Here is a 15934-nt window from a genome sequence, read left to right as displayed (position 1 = left end):
TCGAGTTGGTGGGTACTGACGTGACAGAACCTGGTCAGATCTTGAGTCGGATCCTCTTGACCAGGCGTCCCGCTCCCATGCCGATCAACACGAATCCGCCAATGACCATCAGGCCAGCGACCAGGCCGCCGCCGGCTCCCGCAATGCCAACGCATAGGGCGAGAAGGATGATTCCGAAGGCGAAGTGACCGACGATGGTTGAAACGCTCGGCCGGTTGTAGGCCCCCCGCTGGATGTCTGCCAGCAGCCTGGTTCTGCGTGCCTCGTGTTCGGCTGGGCTCAGCTGACCGGCGGCGTATTTGGCGTCGAGGTGTTCGAGGAGCTTGGCGGCGATGTCGGGTTCGTTGGTGGCCATGGGGGAGTCCTTCGGATCGGCGGGTGTCTTGTCAGGAATCTATCGGGGGCCTGTGACAGTTTCAGGGACCTGCGAGGTTCTTCTCGATCCACGCCCGCTCAGGCGGATGAAGGTGCTCGATGCGCACCTTCATCACGTCGTCGGTGACCCACAGCACGTCGAACGTGGTTTGTGCCAGCGGTCTGCGGGTGCGGCTGGCGCGCGCTGGATGACCTTCTCGATCCATGTCCCGACGCACGTGCACTTGGGTTTCGCGGCCCGGATCTTTGGCGCGGCCCACACTCCCAGGGAGATGAGGTCTTCCTCGGCGGCGAGCCAGCGTTCTGGGTCCTGTTTCCTGGTTAAGGTCATGGGGCCTTGTGGACGCCAAGGTCGGGGGCGGTGTAGCGGGCCTAGTACTTTCCCGACGGCAGCGTCCTGATGGAGCCGAATCCACGTCGTCCCATGGGTCGGCCTCCTCGGTTTTCGTGCCAGTGACGTGCCGCACACGTGCCAGATGTCGGCATATCGGAGCGTCCGTCAGCGGCCGCACGGGCACGAGAGAGGCATGAAAAACCCTCTCCGACTAGGTGCTTCCCCTTGTCAGAGAGGGTTTCAACGATGGTGTCCGAGAGAGGACTTGAACCTCCATGCCCTATAACGGGCACTAGCACCTCAAGCTAGCGCGTCTACCTATTCCGCCACCCGGACACTGTGTGCAGTTTCCTGCAACGCCCCAAAACCATAGCATTCCTTGGCTCGCGCGCGCGAACGCGTGCATCCGTGTCCGCCCTGCACGCGTGTACGCGTGCAACCGTGTCCGAGCTGTCATCGCCACGGCGTGGGCGTTGTGAACGCGGCGCTATCATCGCGTGCACCGGCGAATCCGATCCGATCGACCGGTACCGGTGAACAGGGAGAAGCCATGGATTACCTGCCCAGCTCGTGGATCGCGTCCACCAGGCTCCGGAGGCGAGAGCGTTCCGGTGTCGAAACGGAGGAGCAGTGCCTCAGGCTGACGCGTGAGGTCACCCGCAACCAGGTGCGTCGCCTGTTGACCGAGCAGGCTGAGCATGACGGGTGGGAACTGGCCCGGCTGAGGCGGTACCGCGATGGTTCGCGCGAGGTGTGGTTGCGCAGGAAGGTCATCCGGGCCCGGTTGACCGCACTCGTGTAGTCGCCCCCACAGGCGGCTCAGGCGTCGGCGTCGACCCGATGTGCAGGCGCCCGCCCCTGATTGGGTCCGCCCGTGATGTCATCCAGGGCCGCAATGATTGGTTCGGGCAGGCGTACGTCGTCGAGTCCCAGGTAGGCCTGCAACTGTTCGGTGGTGCGAGCGCCCAACAACGGCGCGGTCACACCGGGTGCGTCGCGCACCCACAGGAGCGCGACCTGGGCCGGTGTCAGGCCCAATCCCTCGGCAGCACGTGCCACGCCGTCGGTGACGGCCCGGCTCCGCTCTTCCAGGTAGGGCTCCACGAACCAGCTGAAGTGCTTGCGGCCACCCCGGGAATCGCGTGGCGTGCCAGTGCGGTACTTGCCGGTCAGTACACCGCGTCCGATGGGGGACCAGGCGAACAGGCCCATCTCGTGGTGCTTCAGGGCGGGGACCACCTCGATCTCCGCCCGACGGGCCAGCAGTGAATACTCCACCTGGGCGCTGACCAGCCGATTGCGGTCGGGGACGGCCTCCTGCCATGTGGCGGCAGTGCCGATCTGCCAGCCGATGTAATTGCACACCCCCACATAGCGGGCCATCCCGGAGCGGACGGCCTGGTCAAGGGCCGCCAGGGTCTCGTCCAGGGGTGTGTCGCTCCAGGCATGGACCTGCCACAGGTCGACGTGGTCGGTGCGCAGGCGGCGCAGCGATCCCGCAAGGTCGTTGAGCATGGCCTTGCGGGAGGTGTCGATGACCTGGTGACCGTCGCGCACCCCGAAACCCGCCTTCGTGGCGAGTACCACGTCTTCCCGGTTCAGTGTCGTGCGCATGATCCGACCCAGCATCTGCTCGGCCGCTCCGCCCCCGTATGCGGGGGCCGTGTCGACCAGGGTTCCCCCCGCGCCCACGAAGGTGGTCACCAGATCTGTGGCGGTGGGGAGGTCGGTGTCGCCACCCCATGTCATCGTGCCAAGGCCCAGCTGGCTCACCTCGAGACCGCTGGCGCCGACCCGCCGGGTGCGCATCTGGCCCCTTTCCACGAACGACCACTGTTTCCGAAAGCCTAGTGCGGGCCGAGTAGGTTTGGCCTCATGCAAGCCTGGCCCACGGTGGAAGTCCCGACGATCCCTGCGAGTCCGAGCGACCAGAAGGTGCCTGAACGCCTTGTCATGGTCACGACGAACAACCGCAGAGCGGTACCGATCGGACCGGCAGACGGTGATGCCGGTCTCTATGTGTGCGGTATCACCCCCTACGATGCGACGCATATGGGGCATGCCTTCACCTATGTGATGTTTGATGTCCTCGACCGGGTCTGGCGTGACCTCGGCCTCAACGTGCGCTATGCGCAGAATGTCACCGACGTCGATGATCCGCTGCTGGAGCGGGCACGGGCCACGGGGGTTGACTGGCGCGAGCTCGCCAGCGACCAGACCCAGCTCTTCCGCGACGACATGGAGTCCCTGCGGGTACTGCCTCCCCGCTGGTACGTGCCGGCAACCTCGATCATCGATGAGGTCGTTGAGCTCATCGAACGGCTGCGCCAACAGGGCACCATCTATCAGGTTGATGATCCGCAGTATCCCGATTGGTATTTCGAGGTGGGCAAGGCACCCGGCTTCGGTACCGAGAGTCATCTCAGCCGGCAGGACATGATCTCGGAGTTCGCCGAGCACGGGGGCGATCCGGAACGTCCCGGCAAGCGTGACGCCCTGGACTGCCTGGTATGGCGCATGGAACGTCCCGGGGAGCCGGCCTGGGACTCGCGGCTGGGACGCGGCAGGCCGGGCTGGCACATCGAATGCACCGCCACGGCGCTGAACCGGTTGGGCGAGGACTTCGCCGTGCAGGGAGGTGGGCGCGATCTCGCGTTCCCCCACCACGAGATGTGTGCGGCCGAAGCGATCGTCGCGACCGGCAAGCCCTTCGCCGAGGCGTACATCCATGTCGGCATGGTGGGTCTGGACGGCGAGAAGATGAGCAAGTCGCTCGGCAACCTGGTGCTGGTCAGCAAGCTGCGCGCCCAGGGCGTTGATCCCATGGCCATCCGGCTCGCGCTGTTGGCGCACGGCTACGCCTCCGACTGGTCGTGGACACAGGCCGGGCTGGATGATGCGCAGCGTCGCCTTGACGCGTGGCGTGCCGCCACGCGGGCCTCCTCGGGCACCGACGCGGTGCCGGTCATCGCGGACATTCGCCGCGCCCTGCGGGAGGGCCTCGATACGCCCACGGCGCTGGCGGTCGTCGATGAATGGAGTTCGGCAGTCCTGGCGGGCGACGGAGACGACCTGGCCGCGCCGCAGCAGATCTCACAGGCCGTGGACGCCCTGCTGGGCATCCGGTTGTAGCGCCAACCCCGCAAAGGGACAGATGGAGGGGCCCCGGACCAACTGGTCCGGGGCCCCTCCATCTGATGGTCCGGTGTCACCCGTCACCGTGCGCGGGCCGGTCAGTCCCTCAACTCGAGGGGCTTCCCTGTGGCGGTCCCCACAGGCTCGACGGTGGGGTGGGCCCTGCCGGGGCCGCGGTGCCGGAGTCGTCAGGAGGGGTATCGGGTGGCGGTGCGGGGGCGGCCGGCGAGGCCTCGGCGCCCGAGAGGTTCGAGTCATCGCGGGGACGATCGATGCCTGCGGCCGCATAGACCTCGTTCTCGTCCAGGGTCTCCTTCTCGAGGAGCTTGGTGGCGATGGAGTCCAACTGGGCCCGGTGCTCCTTGAGCAGCCTGACCGCCTTGTCCTGGCATTCCCCGATGATCCTGCGGACCTCACCATCGACCGTCGACAGCGTCTCGTCGCTGATCCCGATCTGGCGCGGGTCGGCATCGTCGGGAAGGACCATGACCGGGCCGACCTTCTCGCTCATGCCCCACTTGCCCACCATCTGGCGGGCAATGGCGGTGGCCTGCTTGAGGTCGGATTCGGCGCCGGTGGTGACCACGCCGAAGATCGCATTCTCGGCGGCCATGCCACCCAATGCCCCCACGATGCGTCCCAACAGGTACTGCTCGTCATAGCCGTACTTGTCGGTGTCGGGGGTCGACAGCGTGACGCCCAACGCCTGGCCGCGCGGAATGATCGAGACCTTGCGCACCGGGTCGGCACCCTTCTGGAGCATGCCGAGCAGGGCATGCCCGGACTCGTGGTAGGCGGTGCGGCGTCGCTCATCGTCAGGAATGACCACCGAGCGGGCCACGCCGAGCTGGATCTGTTCCAGGGCATTGGTGAAATCGCGTTGGTACACCTGGGTGTCGTTGCGGCTTGCAGCCTGCAGGGCGGCCTCATTGGCCAGGTTCGCCAGATCGGCGCCCGTCATGCCCGGCGTGGAGGCGGCCAATTGGTCGAGGTTCACGTCCTTGGCGGTCGGGATCTCGCGGGTGTGCACCCGCAGGATCGCGGCCCGTCCCTTCTGGTCGGGCGGGCTGACGGTGATGACACGGTCAAAGCGGCCGGGACGGGTCAGCGCCGGGTCCAGCACATCGGCGCGGTTGGTGGCCGCCATCACGACGACCCCCTCGGTGCCGTCGAAGCCATCCATCTCGGTGAGGATCTGGTTCAGGGTCTGCTCGCGCTCGTCATTGCCACCCAGGGAGCGGTTGGACGCCCTCGAGCGTCCGATCGCGTCGATCTCGTCAATGAAGATGATGGCGGGCGCGGCCTTCCGGGCCTCCTCGAACAGCTGGCGCACACGCTGGGCACCGACACCGACGATCATCTCGATGAACTCGCTGGCAGACGCACTGAAGAAGGGAACCTCGGCCTCGCCGGCGGTTGCCCTGGCCAGCAGGGTCTTACCGGTTCCGGGCTCGCCCTCCAGCAGCACTCCCTTCGGGGCTCGCGCCCCCACCTTGCGGTACTTGTCGGGATTGCGCAGGAAGTCGACGATCTGTCGGACCTCGTCCTCCACCTCGTCGATACCGGCAACGTCGGAGAAGTTGACCCGTACGGTGTCCTTCTCGACGGGCTTGACATCACGTTTCAGGCCCAGGCCCCCCATGCCGCCGCCCTTGCTCATGCGGTTCATGAACCACACGTAGACGCCGATGATCAGGATCCAGGGCACGAAGGCGACCAGCAGGCTCACCCACGGACTCGTCTGGTTGACCAGCGAGACGGCCGACACGGTGACACTGTGCTGGTTGAGCTCGGTCAGCAGGTCGTCGTTCGCCCATGTGGGCCGCTCGGTGGTGAACTTGGTGTAGCTCTCACCCTTCTTGGTCTCTGAGGTGTCCGGTGCGATGGCGGCCTTTTTGAGCACGCCGTCGATCGAATCGCCCTTGGCGTGTACCGACTGCACGTTGTCGGCCTTCACTTGGGTGATGAACTCGTTGTAACTGATCGTCGGGGGTGCCTGCACCGCGTTGAACCAGTTGATGCCGATGAAGAACAACAGCAGCAGGATCAGCCACGGAACGAAGCGCATCCACAAGGGGCGCTTGGGCCGGTCCCCGTCCGATGGTTTCTTCGGCAGGCCCTCGGTATGCCACGGCTTGGGGGAGTCGAGTGGAGGAGGCCCCTGGGGTGCCTCACTGCGCCAATTCTTGGGCGCGTCCTGCTCACGGTTGGTGTCCTGATCGGGCACGTCATCCGTGTGCGCTGGTCGTCTGGCCATGGATACCTCCTGGTATTCATCACCGATCCTAAACGCCACCACCAACGCGTTCCCACCAGCGATTTCGTTTGGCCCCCACGAGCAGGCCCGCGGCGGTGTCCGGCTTCGTCGGCGTGCGCGATCGTGGTGATACCGAGCAGCCCCGGCAGGCCCCTGCACTAGGCTTGGGCGCGTGAGCAAGTCCTTTGACCAATTGTTCGACGAGCTGACCAAGATCGCCGCCGAACGTCCTGCCGGTTCCGGCACCGTCGCCAAACTTGACGAGGGCGTACACGCCATCGGCAAGAAGGTGGTTGAGGAAGCCGCCGAGGTCTGGATGGCGTCCGAGTACGAGACGCTTGACATGGCGGCCGAGGAGATCAGCCAGCTGCTCTACTGGTGCCAGGTGATGATGGTGAAGAAGGGCCTGTCCCTCGAGGACGTCTACCGCCACCTGTGAGCCACGCGGCCCCCGCTCCAAGGGGCATCCGGGAAAGCCCACCATGCACCGTTCTAAGGATTCCTGATGAGTGACGAGAACTACGTGAAGATCGCCGTGCCCAACAAGGGCTCGCTGTCGGAGGCCGCCGCGCAGATGCTGCGCGAGGCGGGCTATGCGCAGCGCACCGACTCCAAGGAGCTCGTGCTCCTCGACGAGGCCAACGGGGTCGAGTTCTATTACCTGCGTCCGCGCGATATCGCGGTGTACGTGGGTGAGGGGACCCTCGACCTGGGCATCACCGGGCGCGACATGCTGATCGATTCCGGCGCTGCCGCGACCGAGATCCTGCCGCTCGGCTTCGGGCGCAGTCGCTTCCGTTTCGCCGCCCCCCGCGGTGCCGTGCCCGGTGTGGCCGGCCTCGAGGGCAAGAGGATCGCCACCAGCTACCCGGGCCTGCTGCGTCGTTACCTGGACCAGCACGGCCTCACCGCGAAGCTGGTGCACCTGGACGGTGCCGTGGAGTCGAGCATCGCCCTGGGCGTGGCGGACGCCATTGCCGATGTCGTGCAGACCGGCACCACCCTGCGCAAGGCGGGTCTGGCGCTCTTCGGCGACGCGATCCTTGAGTCCGAGGGAATCCTCATCCGCCGCAGCGAGGGGGAGCTCGACGAGACGGCCCTGGACCACCTCACCCGGCGTCTTTCCAGCGTCCTGGTGGCGCGCAGCTATGTGATCATGGATTACGACTGCCCCTCCGAGATCCTTGACCAGGCAAGTGCCCTGACCCCCGGCTTCGAATCGCCGACTGTCTCGCCGCTCGCGCGGGAGGGATGGGTGGCGGTGCGTTCCATGGTGCCCAGTTCCGAGGCCCAACGACTCATGGATGACCTGTGGGATCTGGGCGCGCGGGCCATCCTGGTGACCGAGGTCGCGGCCTGCCGGCTGTAGTCAGCGTCCCCGTGTGGCGGGGCGATGCGCGGCGGACCCGGTCGGGGCACCGCGCCCGGTCCGTCAGTGGATGCCGTGGTTCTTCAGGATCGCGGTGATCTCAGCGTCTTCGTCGGGGTCATCCAGTCCCGCGCCGGGGCCCGCCGCCTGCCCCGAGGGTGCGGTGGCCGCAGCCCCGGTGACCGGCTGCTGTGCGGATTGGGGTGCGAGCAGGGCCTCGCGTCGACGTCGGCCCTCCGCCCTTCCCACCGGTTCCAGGGCCGAGGAGATGAGGAAGACCACGACTCCGGCGGCGGCGATCCCGATCCCGGTCCACATACGTGTGTCAAGGTGCTGATCGCGCACCCAGTGCCAGATGCCCCGAGCGGCATCGGCCAGCAACGACAGGATGCCCGTCACCCACAGCCCTGCGGACAGCAGGCCCAGGCTCAATCCTCGTAGCACGGTGCGCATACTGCGGCGTCGGCGCCAACCCAGGAAGGCGACCAGCAGGCCGACCAGCACGAGGACGATGGCGACGATCAGGGCCAGTGTCGTGGGACTCATGGCTCAAGACTTGCACATCGATGCCGCGGGGCCTCGCCCGGGCAGCAGGTACCGTCGGGGCCCTGGCACGCGGCAATTCGGTTTCGACGCCGTGACGAGCTAAACTAGTTGAGTTGATCGACGTCGCACGACGGACGATCCCACAAGTGGAGGCCTGGACTCCCACCTTGTTCGGCTCAGTCGATGCTCCGATGGAGCGTCACGTGAGCAGCCGACTGGGTCAGTACGATGGAGCGGATGACCGGCCAGCCCGGTTCTCCGTGATGCGTTTCTGAGGCCTTCACCCGCGGGTGAGGGCCTTTTTCGTGCGGTGCACCACATTGGCCACATCATTGGAGGACATAATCAGCAACGAACTCCGCATCAACGAGCGGATCCGGGTACCCGAAGTCCGCCTCGTCGGACCCAACGGGGAGCAGATCGGCATTGTTCGCCTCGAGCAGGCGCTGCAGCTTGCCCGCGAACATGATCTCGACCTGGTCGAGGTTGCTCCCGGGGCACGTCCCCCGGTCTGCAAGCTCATGGACTACGGCAAGTTCAAGTACGAGAATGCGCAGAAGGCCCGCGAATCGCGGCGCAACCAGTCGAACACCGTCATCAAAGAGATGAAGCTTCGCCCGAAGATCGACGGACACGACTACGAGACGAAGAAGGGCCATGTCGTGCGCTTCCTGCGCGGCGGCGACAAGGTCAAGATCACCATCATGTTCCGGGGCCGCGAGCAGTCGCGACCCGAGTTGGGCTTCAACCTGCTGCGCCGCCTGGCCGAGGACGTCAGCGACGACGGTGTTGTCGAGCAGTCCCCGAAGCAGGAGGGGCGCAATATGCATATGGTGTTGTCGCCCACCCGCAAGAAGAGCGATGCCCGCGCCGACCACGAGGTTGAACGGGCCCGCAAGCAGGCAGAGCGCCAGGCAGAGGCGGCCGCCGAAAAGGCTGAGGAAGCACGCCTGCGCGAGGCCAGCAAGAAGGAAACCAAGCCGAAGAAGAAGCGCGGCCCGGCTGACAACATGGATCCGGATATCGACGTCTGAGTCGAACCGAAGTCACTGACAGACCAGCCGTCCGGCACCCCGGACGGTCAACCGAATGGAGCGAGATATGCCCAAGATGAAGACGCACTCCGGTGCGAAGAAGCGTTTCCGGATCACCGGCACCGGCAAGGTCATGCATGCCCGCGCCGGCAAGGCGCACCTGAACGAGCACAAGCCCACCAAGCAGACTCGCCGCCTGGGCCAGGACGCCGTGTTGACCAAGCCCGACGCCAAGAAGGCCCGCAAGCTGCTCGGTAAGTGACCGACGCCTTCCACCACTGATTTTCAATAAGCAAGGAGTAAGACCATGGCACGCGTCAAACGCGCAGTGAATGCGCATAAGAAGCGTCGTGAGATTCTGGATTCAGCCTCGGGTTACCGCGGCCAGCGTTCGCGTCTGTACCGCAAGGCCAAGGAGCAGGTGCTGCATTCGGCCACCTACTCGTTCCGCGACCGCAAGGCTCGCAAGGGCGATTTCCGCTCGCTGTGGATCCAGCGGATCAATGCGGCGTGCCGTGCCGAGGGCATGACCTACAACCGCTTCATCAATGGGCTGAAGAATGCCGGCGTTGAGGTTGATCGCAAGATGCTCGCCGACCTGGCCGTCTTTGATTCCGACGCTTTTGCCGCACTGGTGAAGGTGGCCAAGGACAACCAGCCGGCCGCCAAGGCTGCCTGAGCGGATCAGCATGGCGCAGTTCGCCAACCACGAGCCGAACGCAAGCCTCCCGGAGATCTCCGGGGAGTCCTTGCGTTCGGCTCGTCGGTTGTTACAGCACAAGCATCGTGCCGAGACCGGCTTCTTCCTGGCCGAGGGTGCCCAGGCCGTCCGCGAGGCACTGAGGTCCCCGGGGGCCGTTGACACCCTCGTGGTTGATGACCCGGCACGGCATCAGGAGCTGGTCGACCTCGCCCTGGACGATGGCCAGCTCATTGACGTGGTGCAGGGCAGCAGCGCCGACCTGGCGAGCCTGTCCGACACGAAGACCCCCCAGGGAATCATCGCGGTCTGTCACTGGTCGGGCTCCCGGTTCGAGGACATCGCGGAGCCGCGGTTGGTGGTGATCTGCGCCCAGGTGCGAGATCCGGGCAATGCGGGGACCGTGGTGCGGTGCGCGGATGCCTTCGGGGCGGATGCGGTGGTGCTGACCCACGGCTCCGTCGACATCACCAACCCCAAGACGGTGCGGGCCTCGGTGGGGAGCATCTTCCACCTCCCGATCATCTCCGGGGTGGAGTTGACCGGGGCGATCGAGTGGGCGCATGCCAGTGGGCTCCAGGTGCTTGCCGCGGACGGTTCCGGGCAACCGGTGGACCTCATGGCCGGGGCCGGTCAGCTGGGGCAGCCCACGGCGTGGCTGATGGGCAATGAGGCATGGGGACTGCCGCGCCACGATCTTGAGCTCGCCGATCGCGTGGCCGCCGTGCCCATGTGGGGTGCCGCAGAGAGCCTGAACCTGTCCACGGCCGCCGCCATCTGCCTCTATGCCACTGCGAGCGCCCAGCGTCGCGCACCCGAACAGCAGCCGAATCCGGAGGGGTCCCACTGATGGCCATCGTGGTCAACGTCGTGATCATTGTCCTGATGCTCGCCTCCGTGGTGTGCGCGGGCATCTTCCTCCTGCTGGGACGTCGGGCCCGCCTGCGGGGGCGAGGTGATCCGCGAGGGACTGGTGCCGGGCAGCGCGACCCGGCGCATCCCGATCAGGCCAGCCCCCACGACTGAGGATCACCGGGCTAACGCACAATTGCCATGACCGGCCACGCGGGCTGCGCCGCGATACGGAATCGCGTGGTTGGGTGCGTCCTCCTAGACTGGAAAGGTACGTCCGCGCCGACCCGAGTGGGCACGCGGTGATGAGCCAGATGCGAGGAGAGCCCATGTCGGGGCCACAGGACACTGCCCAACCGCTCGACGCCGCTGACGTCGAGGCCATGGTTGATGCGGCGATCAAGGCGATCGCTGCTGCGAAGGATTCAGCGCAATTGAAGCAGGCGCGGGCGGCACATGCCGCCGACAAGTCGCCGCTGGCCCTGGCCAACCGCCGGATCGGTTCAATGCCGAAGGACCAGCGCAAGACCGCCGGCGCCCTGATCGGTCAGGCACGCGGCCGTGTCAACAAGGCACTGAAGGAGCGGGCCGAGCAGATCGCTGACAGTGAGCTCGCCGCCCAGCTCGAGTCCGAGCGGGTCGACGTGACCCTGCCGGTGCGCGAGCACCCGGTCGGTGCCCGCCATCCGCTGACGGCGCTCATCGACGACATGTGCGATGTCTTCATCGCCATGGGGTGGGAGGTCGCCGAGGGCCCCGAGCTGGAGGCCGAATGGCTCAACTTCGACGCCCTCAACTTCACGCCCGACCATCCGGCCCGGTTCATGTCGGACACCCTGTTCGTGGAGCCGGCGAGCGATCACAAGCTGATGCGCACCCAGACCAGCCCGGTGCAGGTGCGCGCCCTGCTGCAGCGCGAGCTCCCCATCTACGTGGTGAGCCCGGGCAAGGTCTTTCGTGCCGACGAATACGACGCCACCCACCTGCCGGTGTTCCACCAGCTCGAGGGCCTGGCCGTCGACAAGGGCATCACCATGGGTCACCTCAAGGGCACCCTCGACCACCTGGCGAAGGCCATGTTCGGCGACATCCGCACGCGCCTGCGTCCCCACTATTTCCCGTTCACTGAGCCCAGCGCCGAGGTCGACCTCGAATGCTTCGTCTGTCATGGCGCATCGGTGGGCAACCCCGACCGTCCCTGCCGGACGTGCAAGTCCGAGGGCTGGATCGAATGGGGTGGCTGCGGAATCGTCAATCCCCGCGTGCTCAAGGCCGCCGGCATCGATACCGACGTCTATTCCGGATTCGCCTTCGGCATGGGAGTCGATCGCACCGTCATGTTCCGCAACAACGCGCCCGACCTGCGTGACTTCGTCGAGGGCGACGTTCGTTTCAGCCGTTCGTTGGTAGGAGGAGCACGATGAAGGCACCGATCAGTTGGTTGCGATCCCTGGTTGAGCTGCCCCATGGCGTCACCACCCAGCAGCTTGCCGACGCGTTCACGCGCACCGGCCTGCAGGTGGAGCACATCGAACTCATGGGCAACCAGGTCACCGGTCCGGTCGTGGTGGGTCGGGTGGTGAGCTTCGTCGAGGAGCCCCAGAAGAACGGCAAGACCATCCGTTGGTGCCATGTGGACTGTGGAGAGCAGTTCAACATCACCGATGAGAACCCCGACGTCACCGACGGACGCGGCATCATCTGTGGGGCCGACAACTTCGCCCAGGGCGACTACGTGGTGGTGGCACTGCCCGGTGCCGAGTTGCCCGGCGGGTTCAAGATCTCGTCGCGACGTACCTATGGACACGTCTCCGACGGGATGATCTGCGCTGCCGATGAGCTCGGTATCGGGGAGGACCACACCGGCATCATCGTGTTGCCCGCCAATGAGGCCTCCCGGGCCGGACTGGGCTCCGAGGCGATGGCCCTGCTCGGCGTGCCCGACGAGATCCTGGACATTGATGTCACCCCCGACATGAGCTATTGCCTGTCGATGAGGGGCCTGTCCCGCGAAGCGGCGCAGGCGTTCGATGTGCCCTACAACGACATCTACTCCCGCCGCGTTCCCGAGCCCAGCCAGGGTGCCTACCCGGTGCGTGTCGAATCGGACGACTGTGAGTTGTTCGTTGACCTGGTCGTCCACGACATCAACGCCCTCGCCCCGACTCCGACGTGGATGCGCCACCGCCTGGAGGCCAGTGGCATGCGCTCCATCAGCCTGCCGGTCGACATCACCAACTATGTGATGCTCGAGTCCGGCCAGCCGCTGCACGCCTACGACGCCGACCAGCTGTTGGGCCCCATCGTGGTGCGCAAGGCCCATCAGGGGGAGCGCCTCACCACCCTGGACAGCGTCGATCGCGAGCTGAGTGCCGAAGATCTGTTGATCACCGACGATTCGGGCCCCATCGGCCTGGCTGGTGTCATGGGCGGCCTCAACACCGAGTTGAGTGACTCGACCCGCAATGTGGTCATCGAGGCGGCGCACTTCTCACCCGGCACCATCGGTCGTACCTACCGCCTGCACAAGTTGCCGTCGGAGGCCTCGAAGCGCTTCGAGCGCGATACCGATATCGGCGTGTGCTGTGCAGCTGCCCGGATGGCGGCGCGACTGTTGGTCGAACTGGCGGGGGGCACCATCGCCGACGGTGCCACTGTCGTGGGCCGCGTGCCCCAGATGCCCGGGCAGTCGATCGACATCGGGCTGCCGGCCAGAATCCTCGGCGCCCGCATCGAGCCCGACCAGGTATTGAGCGTCTTCAAGGGATCCGACATCGAGGTGACCAGGCGTGGCGAGCGGCTGTCCCTGGTGCCGCCCACCTGGCGCACCGATCTCGTGGACCCCTACGACTACGTGGAGGAGGTCGGACGCAAGCTCAGCCTCGAAGTGGTCAATGCGGTCGTGCCGCGGGCCGAGGCCGGACAGGGGCTGACCGCCGTCCAGAAGTCACGCCGGGCGGTTCTCAACGCGATTGCTGAGGCGGGCTTCGTCGAGGTCGTCACCCTGCCCTTCGTGGGCACCGACGACATTGACCGGCTCGGGCTGCCGGCCCAGGCCGATCAGCATCGGCTGGTGAAGCTGGCCAATCCCTTGTCGGACGCCCAGCCCTATGTGCGCACCACCCTGCTCCCCGGACTGTTCGCGGCCATCAACCGCAACACCTCACGCGGTATGGATGATGTGGCGCTGTTCGAGCAGGGTTCGGTCTTCCTCGGTGGCGAATTGCCCCCGGCTCCCATGCCGGATGTGTCCCACCGCCCCAGCGATGCCGAGATTGATGCCCTGCTGAACTCCCTGCCCGACCAGCCCCACATGCTCTCGGCAGTGCTGGCCGGCAATTGGTTGCCTGCCAGGTGGAACGGCCCGGCCGAGCCGGTGGACTGGACGCATGCGGTGCTGTTCGCGCAGACGGCGGCCGATGCAGTCGGCCTGCGCCTGATCCGCTCGCAGGCCGAGATCATGCCCTGGCATCCCGGCCGGTGCGCTGAGCTGTCCATTCGCAACTCCGACGGTGACCTGGTCAGCCTGGGTGCTGCCGGGGAGCTGCATCCCCGCGTGATTGAAGCATGCGGGCTGCCGGCCCGCAGCTGCGCCGTGGAGATCAACCTGGATGTGCTGTTGGCCAACGCCCCGACCGGCGGTGAGGTTCACGAGTTGTCGCCCTACCCGCTCACCAAGGAGGATGTCGCCCTCATCGTCGATGACACGGTCGCTGCGGCGGATGTCGAAGAGGTCCTCCGCACGGGGGCCGGTCCGCTGCTCGAGTCAATTGCCTTGTTCGATATCTACAGCGGCGAGCAGACCGGACAGGGCAAGAAGTCCCTGGCATTCAGCCTGCGCTTCGGTAGCCCGGAGCGCACCCTGACCCAGTCGGAGGCCGCCCAGGCCCGCGACAATGCGCTCGCGGCGGCGGTCAGTGAGCTGGGAGCCCAGGCGCGGCAGGCCTGACGGCCGGCTGCTGCTTGCCGGGTCCCGAATGGGCCCGGCAAAACGAAGAGACGACAACCTGAAGAAGGGGGGTCCGGGCTTTAGCCCGGACCCCCCTTCTTCCTACGTCAAGCAGCCTCCCGGCCCATTAGTCGCGGCGGGTCTCCTCGCAGTACTCCGCCAGCCGTCCCAGCGCCTCACGCAATACGGCGTCCTCGGGTAGTGCCACCAGCCTGAAATGGTCCGGATTCGGCCAGTTGAAGCCCCGACCATGGCTGATCAGGATCTTCTTCTCGCGCAGGAGACCGAGCGCCCAGTCCTCGTCGTCGGTGATCGGGTAGCGCTCGGGGTCGAGCTGCGGGAACAAGTAGAGGGCCCCGGCGGCCGGCACGCAGTTCACGCCGGGAATCTGGTCCAACAGGTCATGGGAAAGGCGCAGCTGTTCTTCAAAGCGTCCGCCGGGAGCGGTCAGCTCGTCGATCGACTGGTAACCCGAAAGGCACGCCTCGATCGCGTACTGGGCGGGCACATTCGCACACATGCGCATATTCGCCAGCAGGTCCACGCCCTCAAGCAGGTTGTGGGCCCGCTGCAGTGACCCGGTGAAGACCACCCACCCCGCCCGGAAGCCGCACGCCCGGTATGCCTTTGACAGCCCCGAATAGGTCAGGCACAGCACATCATCGCCGGTCTCATGGGCCGTATAGGTGTGCGTGCCGTGATAGATGATCTTCTCGTAGATCTCGTCGGACAACACGATGAGATCGTGCTCGCGCGCCAGCTGGACGATGGCCCGCACCGTGTCCGCGGAGTAGACCGCCCCGGTCGGGTTGTTCGGGTTGATGAGCACGATTGCCTTGGTGCGTGCCGTGATGTGCGCGGCGATGTCGTCCGGATCGGGATTCCAGCCGCGTGTCTCGTCGCACAAGTAGTGCACCGCCTTGCCATCGCACAGGGTGATCTGGGCGGTCCACAAGGGATAGTCGGGCGCCGGGACGAGAACCTCGTCGCCGTGGTTGAGGATGGCCGACAGGGTCAGTGAGATCAATTCGCTGACCCCATTGCCGATGAGCACCTGCTGGGGATCCACGTCAAGGTGCTTCGATTGGTAGTACTCGGCGACGGCTGCCCGTGCGGACGGCACACCGCGTGCGTCCGAATAGCCCTCGGATTCGGGCAGGTGCGTGGCCACGCTGCGGACCACGGAATCGGGGGTTGCGAATCCGAAGGGGGCGAGGTTGCCGATGTTGAGCTTCAGGATGTGCTCGCCACGAGCCTCCATCGCCTGGGCTTCAACCATGTTCTTGCCGCGTACGTCATAGCGCACGCCCTGTAGGCGAGTCGCCTGATGGAACCCTGTCATGAACTACTTCCCTTCGAGTCGCCATCAAACACTAATGAGGC

The 15934-nt window shown here is 66.0% G+C and carries 17 protein-coding genes and 1 tRNA gene; 11 read left to right on the top strand and 7 right to left on the bottom strand.

What is annotated here, in order from left to right; all coding sequences use genetic code 11:
- Positions 1 to 34 precede the first annotated feature (34 nt).
- From RM25_RS06590 to RM25_RS06585, 3 genes are all read right to left on the bottom strand, one after another.
- On the bottom strand, positions 35 to 355 hold the full coding sequence (locus RM25_RS06590) for a hypothetical protein (RefSeq protein WP_013161285.1): 321 nt from the start codon (positions 353 to 355) through the stop codon (positions 35 to 37).
- Between the two features lie 61 nt (positions 356 to 416).
- Positions 417 to 635: a hypothetical protein gene (locus RM25_RS12595; RefSeq protein ID WP_057374908.1), complete on the bottom strand. Its 219-nt coding sequence runs from the start codon at positions 633 to 635 to the stop codon at positions 417 to 419.
- Between the two features lie 321 nt (positions 636 to 956).
- A tRNA-Leu gene (locus RM25_RS06585) sits at positions 957 to 1045 on the bottom strand.
- Positions 1046 to 1259: 214 nt separating this feature from the next.
- Here RM25_RS06585 and RM25_RS13520 point away from each other — a divergent pair.
- A complete protein-coding gene (locus RM25_RS13520; RefSeq protein WP_013161283.1) occupies positions 1260 to 1511 on the top strand; it encodes a DUF5703 family protein in 252 nt (83 codons plus the stop codon).
- Between the two features lie 17 nt (positions 1512 to 1528).
- On the opposite strand, the gene RM25_RS06575 is transcribed toward RM25_RS13520, so the two are convergent.
- Positions 1529 to 2518 carry an aldo/keto reductase gene (locus tag RM25_RS06575; protein WP_013161282.1) on the bottom strand — a complete coding sequence of 330 codons (990 nt, stop codon included), beginning with the start codon at positions 2516 to 2518 and terminating at the stop codon, positions 1529 to 1531.
- A gap of 66 nt (positions 2519 to 2584) precedes the next feature.
- Between RM25_RS06575 and mshC the strand changes: the two genes are divergently transcribed.
- Positions 2585 to 3841, top strand: coding sequence for a cysteine--1-D-myo-inosityl 2-amino-2-deoxy-alpha-D-glucopyranoside ligase (mshC, locus tag RM25_RS06570; protein WP_013161281.1), 1257 nt, complete (start codon positions 2585 to 2587; stop codon positions 3839 to 3841).
- A 109-nt stretch (positions 3842 to 3950) separates the two neighbouring features.
- Here the strand turns inward: mshC and ftsH are convergent, their stop codons facing one another.
- Positions 3951 to 6101 (bottom strand): ATP-dependent zinc metalloprotease FtsH, encoded by a 2151-nt coding sequence (ftsH, locus tag RM25_RS06565; RefSeq protein WP_013161280.1) that lies wholly within the window; start codon positions 6099 to 6101, stop codon positions 3951 to 3953.
- Positions 6102 to 6273: 172 nt separating this feature from the next.
- On the opposite strand from ftsH, the gene RM25_RS06560 reads away from it, so the two are divergent.
- Positions 6274 to 6540, top strand: coding sequence for a phosphoribosyl-ATP diphosphatase (locus RM25_RS06560; RefSeq protein ID WP_013161279.1), 267 nt, complete (start codon positions 6274 to 6276; stop codon positions 6538 to 6540).
- Positions 6541 to 6606: 66 nt separating this feature from the next.
- The gene (gene hisG, locus RM25_RS06555; RefSeq protein WP_036939227.1) at positions 6607 to 7470 is read left to right on the top strand and encodes an ATP phosphoribosyltransferase; all 864 of its coding nucleotides are present in this window, start codon (positions 6607 to 6609) and stop codon (positions 7468 to 7470) included.
- 63 nt (positions 7471 to 7533) lie between these two features.
- Here the strand turns inward: hisG and RM25_RS06550 are convergent, their stop codons facing one another.
- Entirely contained in the window at positions 7534 to 8016 is a 483-nt protein-coding gene (locus tag RM25_RS06550) for a hypothetical protein (protein ID WP_013161277.1), read from the bottom strand.
- 332 nt (positions 8017 to 8348) lie between these two features.
- Between RM25_RS06550 and infC the strand changes: the two genes are divergently transcribed.
- From infC to pheT, 7 genes are all read left to right on the top strand, one after another.
- Positions 8349 to 9050: a translation initiation factor IF-3 gene (gene infC / locus RM25_RS06545; protein WP_230579835.1), complete on the top strand. Its 702-nt coding sequence runs from the start codon at positions 8349 to 8351 to the stop codon at positions 9048 to 9050.
- A gap of 67 nt (positions 9051 to 9117) precedes the next feature.
- Positions 9118 to 9312: a 50S ribosomal protein L35 gene (gene rpmI, locus RM25_RS06540; protein WP_013161274.1), complete on the top strand. Its 195-nt coding sequence runs from the start codon at positions 9118 to 9120 to the stop codon at positions 9310 to 9312.
- A 45-nt stretch (positions 9313 to 9357) separates the two neighbouring features.
- Positions 9358 to 9729 carry a 50S ribosomal protein L20 gene (gene rplT / locus RM25_RS06535; protein WP_036939223.1) on the top strand — a complete coding sequence of 124 codons (372 nt, stop codon included), beginning with the start codon at positions 9358 to 9360 and terminating at the stop codon, positions 9727 to 9729.
- 10 nt (positions 9730 to 9739) lie between these two features.
- Positions 9740 to 10600, top strand: coding sequence for a TrmH family RNA methyltransferase (locus tag RM25_RS06530; RefSeq protein ID WP_013161272.1), 861 nt, complete (start codon positions 9740 to 9742; stop codon positions 10598 to 10600).
- A complete protein-coding gene (locus tag RM25_RS12750; protein WP_013161271.1) occupies positions 10600 to 10776 on the top strand; it encodes a hypothetical protein in 177 nt (58 codons plus the stop codon). The genes RM25_RS06530 and RM25_RS12750 overlap by 1 nt, the downstream gene beginning before the upstream one ends.
- A gap of 155 nt (positions 10777 to 10931) precedes the next feature.
- Positions 10932 to 12026, top strand: a complete 1095-nt coding sequence (gene pheS / locus RM25_RS06525; protein WP_013161270.1) for a phenylalanine--tRNA ligase subunit alpha — start codon at positions 10932 to 10934, stop codon at positions 12024 to 12026.
- Positions 12023 to 14551: a phenylalanine--tRNA ligase subunit beta gene (gene pheT, locus RM25_RS06520; RefSeq protein ID WP_013161269.1), complete on the top strand. Its 2529-nt coding sequence runs from the start codon at positions 12023 to 12025 to the stop codon at positions 14549 to 14551. Before pheS ends, pheT begins: the two co-directional genes overlap by 4 nt.
- Before the next feature lie 127 nt (positions 14552 to 14678).
- Here pheT and RM25_RS06515 read toward each other — a convergent pair whose 3' ends face one another.
- Positions 14679 to 15893 carry a pyridoxal phosphate-dependent aminotransferase gene (locus RM25_RS06515; protein WP_013161268.1) on the bottom strand — a complete coding sequence of 405 codons (1215 nt, stop codon included), beginning with the start codon at positions 15891 to 15893 and terminating at the stop codon, positions 14679 to 14681.
- Between the last annotated feature and the right edge of the window lie 41 nt (positions 15894 to 15934).

The organism is Propionibacterium freudenreichii subsp. freudenreichii, from assembly GCF_000940845.1.
Classification (GTDB): domain Bacteria; phylum Actinomycetota; class Actinomycetes; order Propionibacteriales; family Propionibacteriaceae; genus Propionibacterium; species Propionibacterium freudenreichii.
This window is presented reverse-complemented; position numbering and strand designations above follow the sequence as displayed.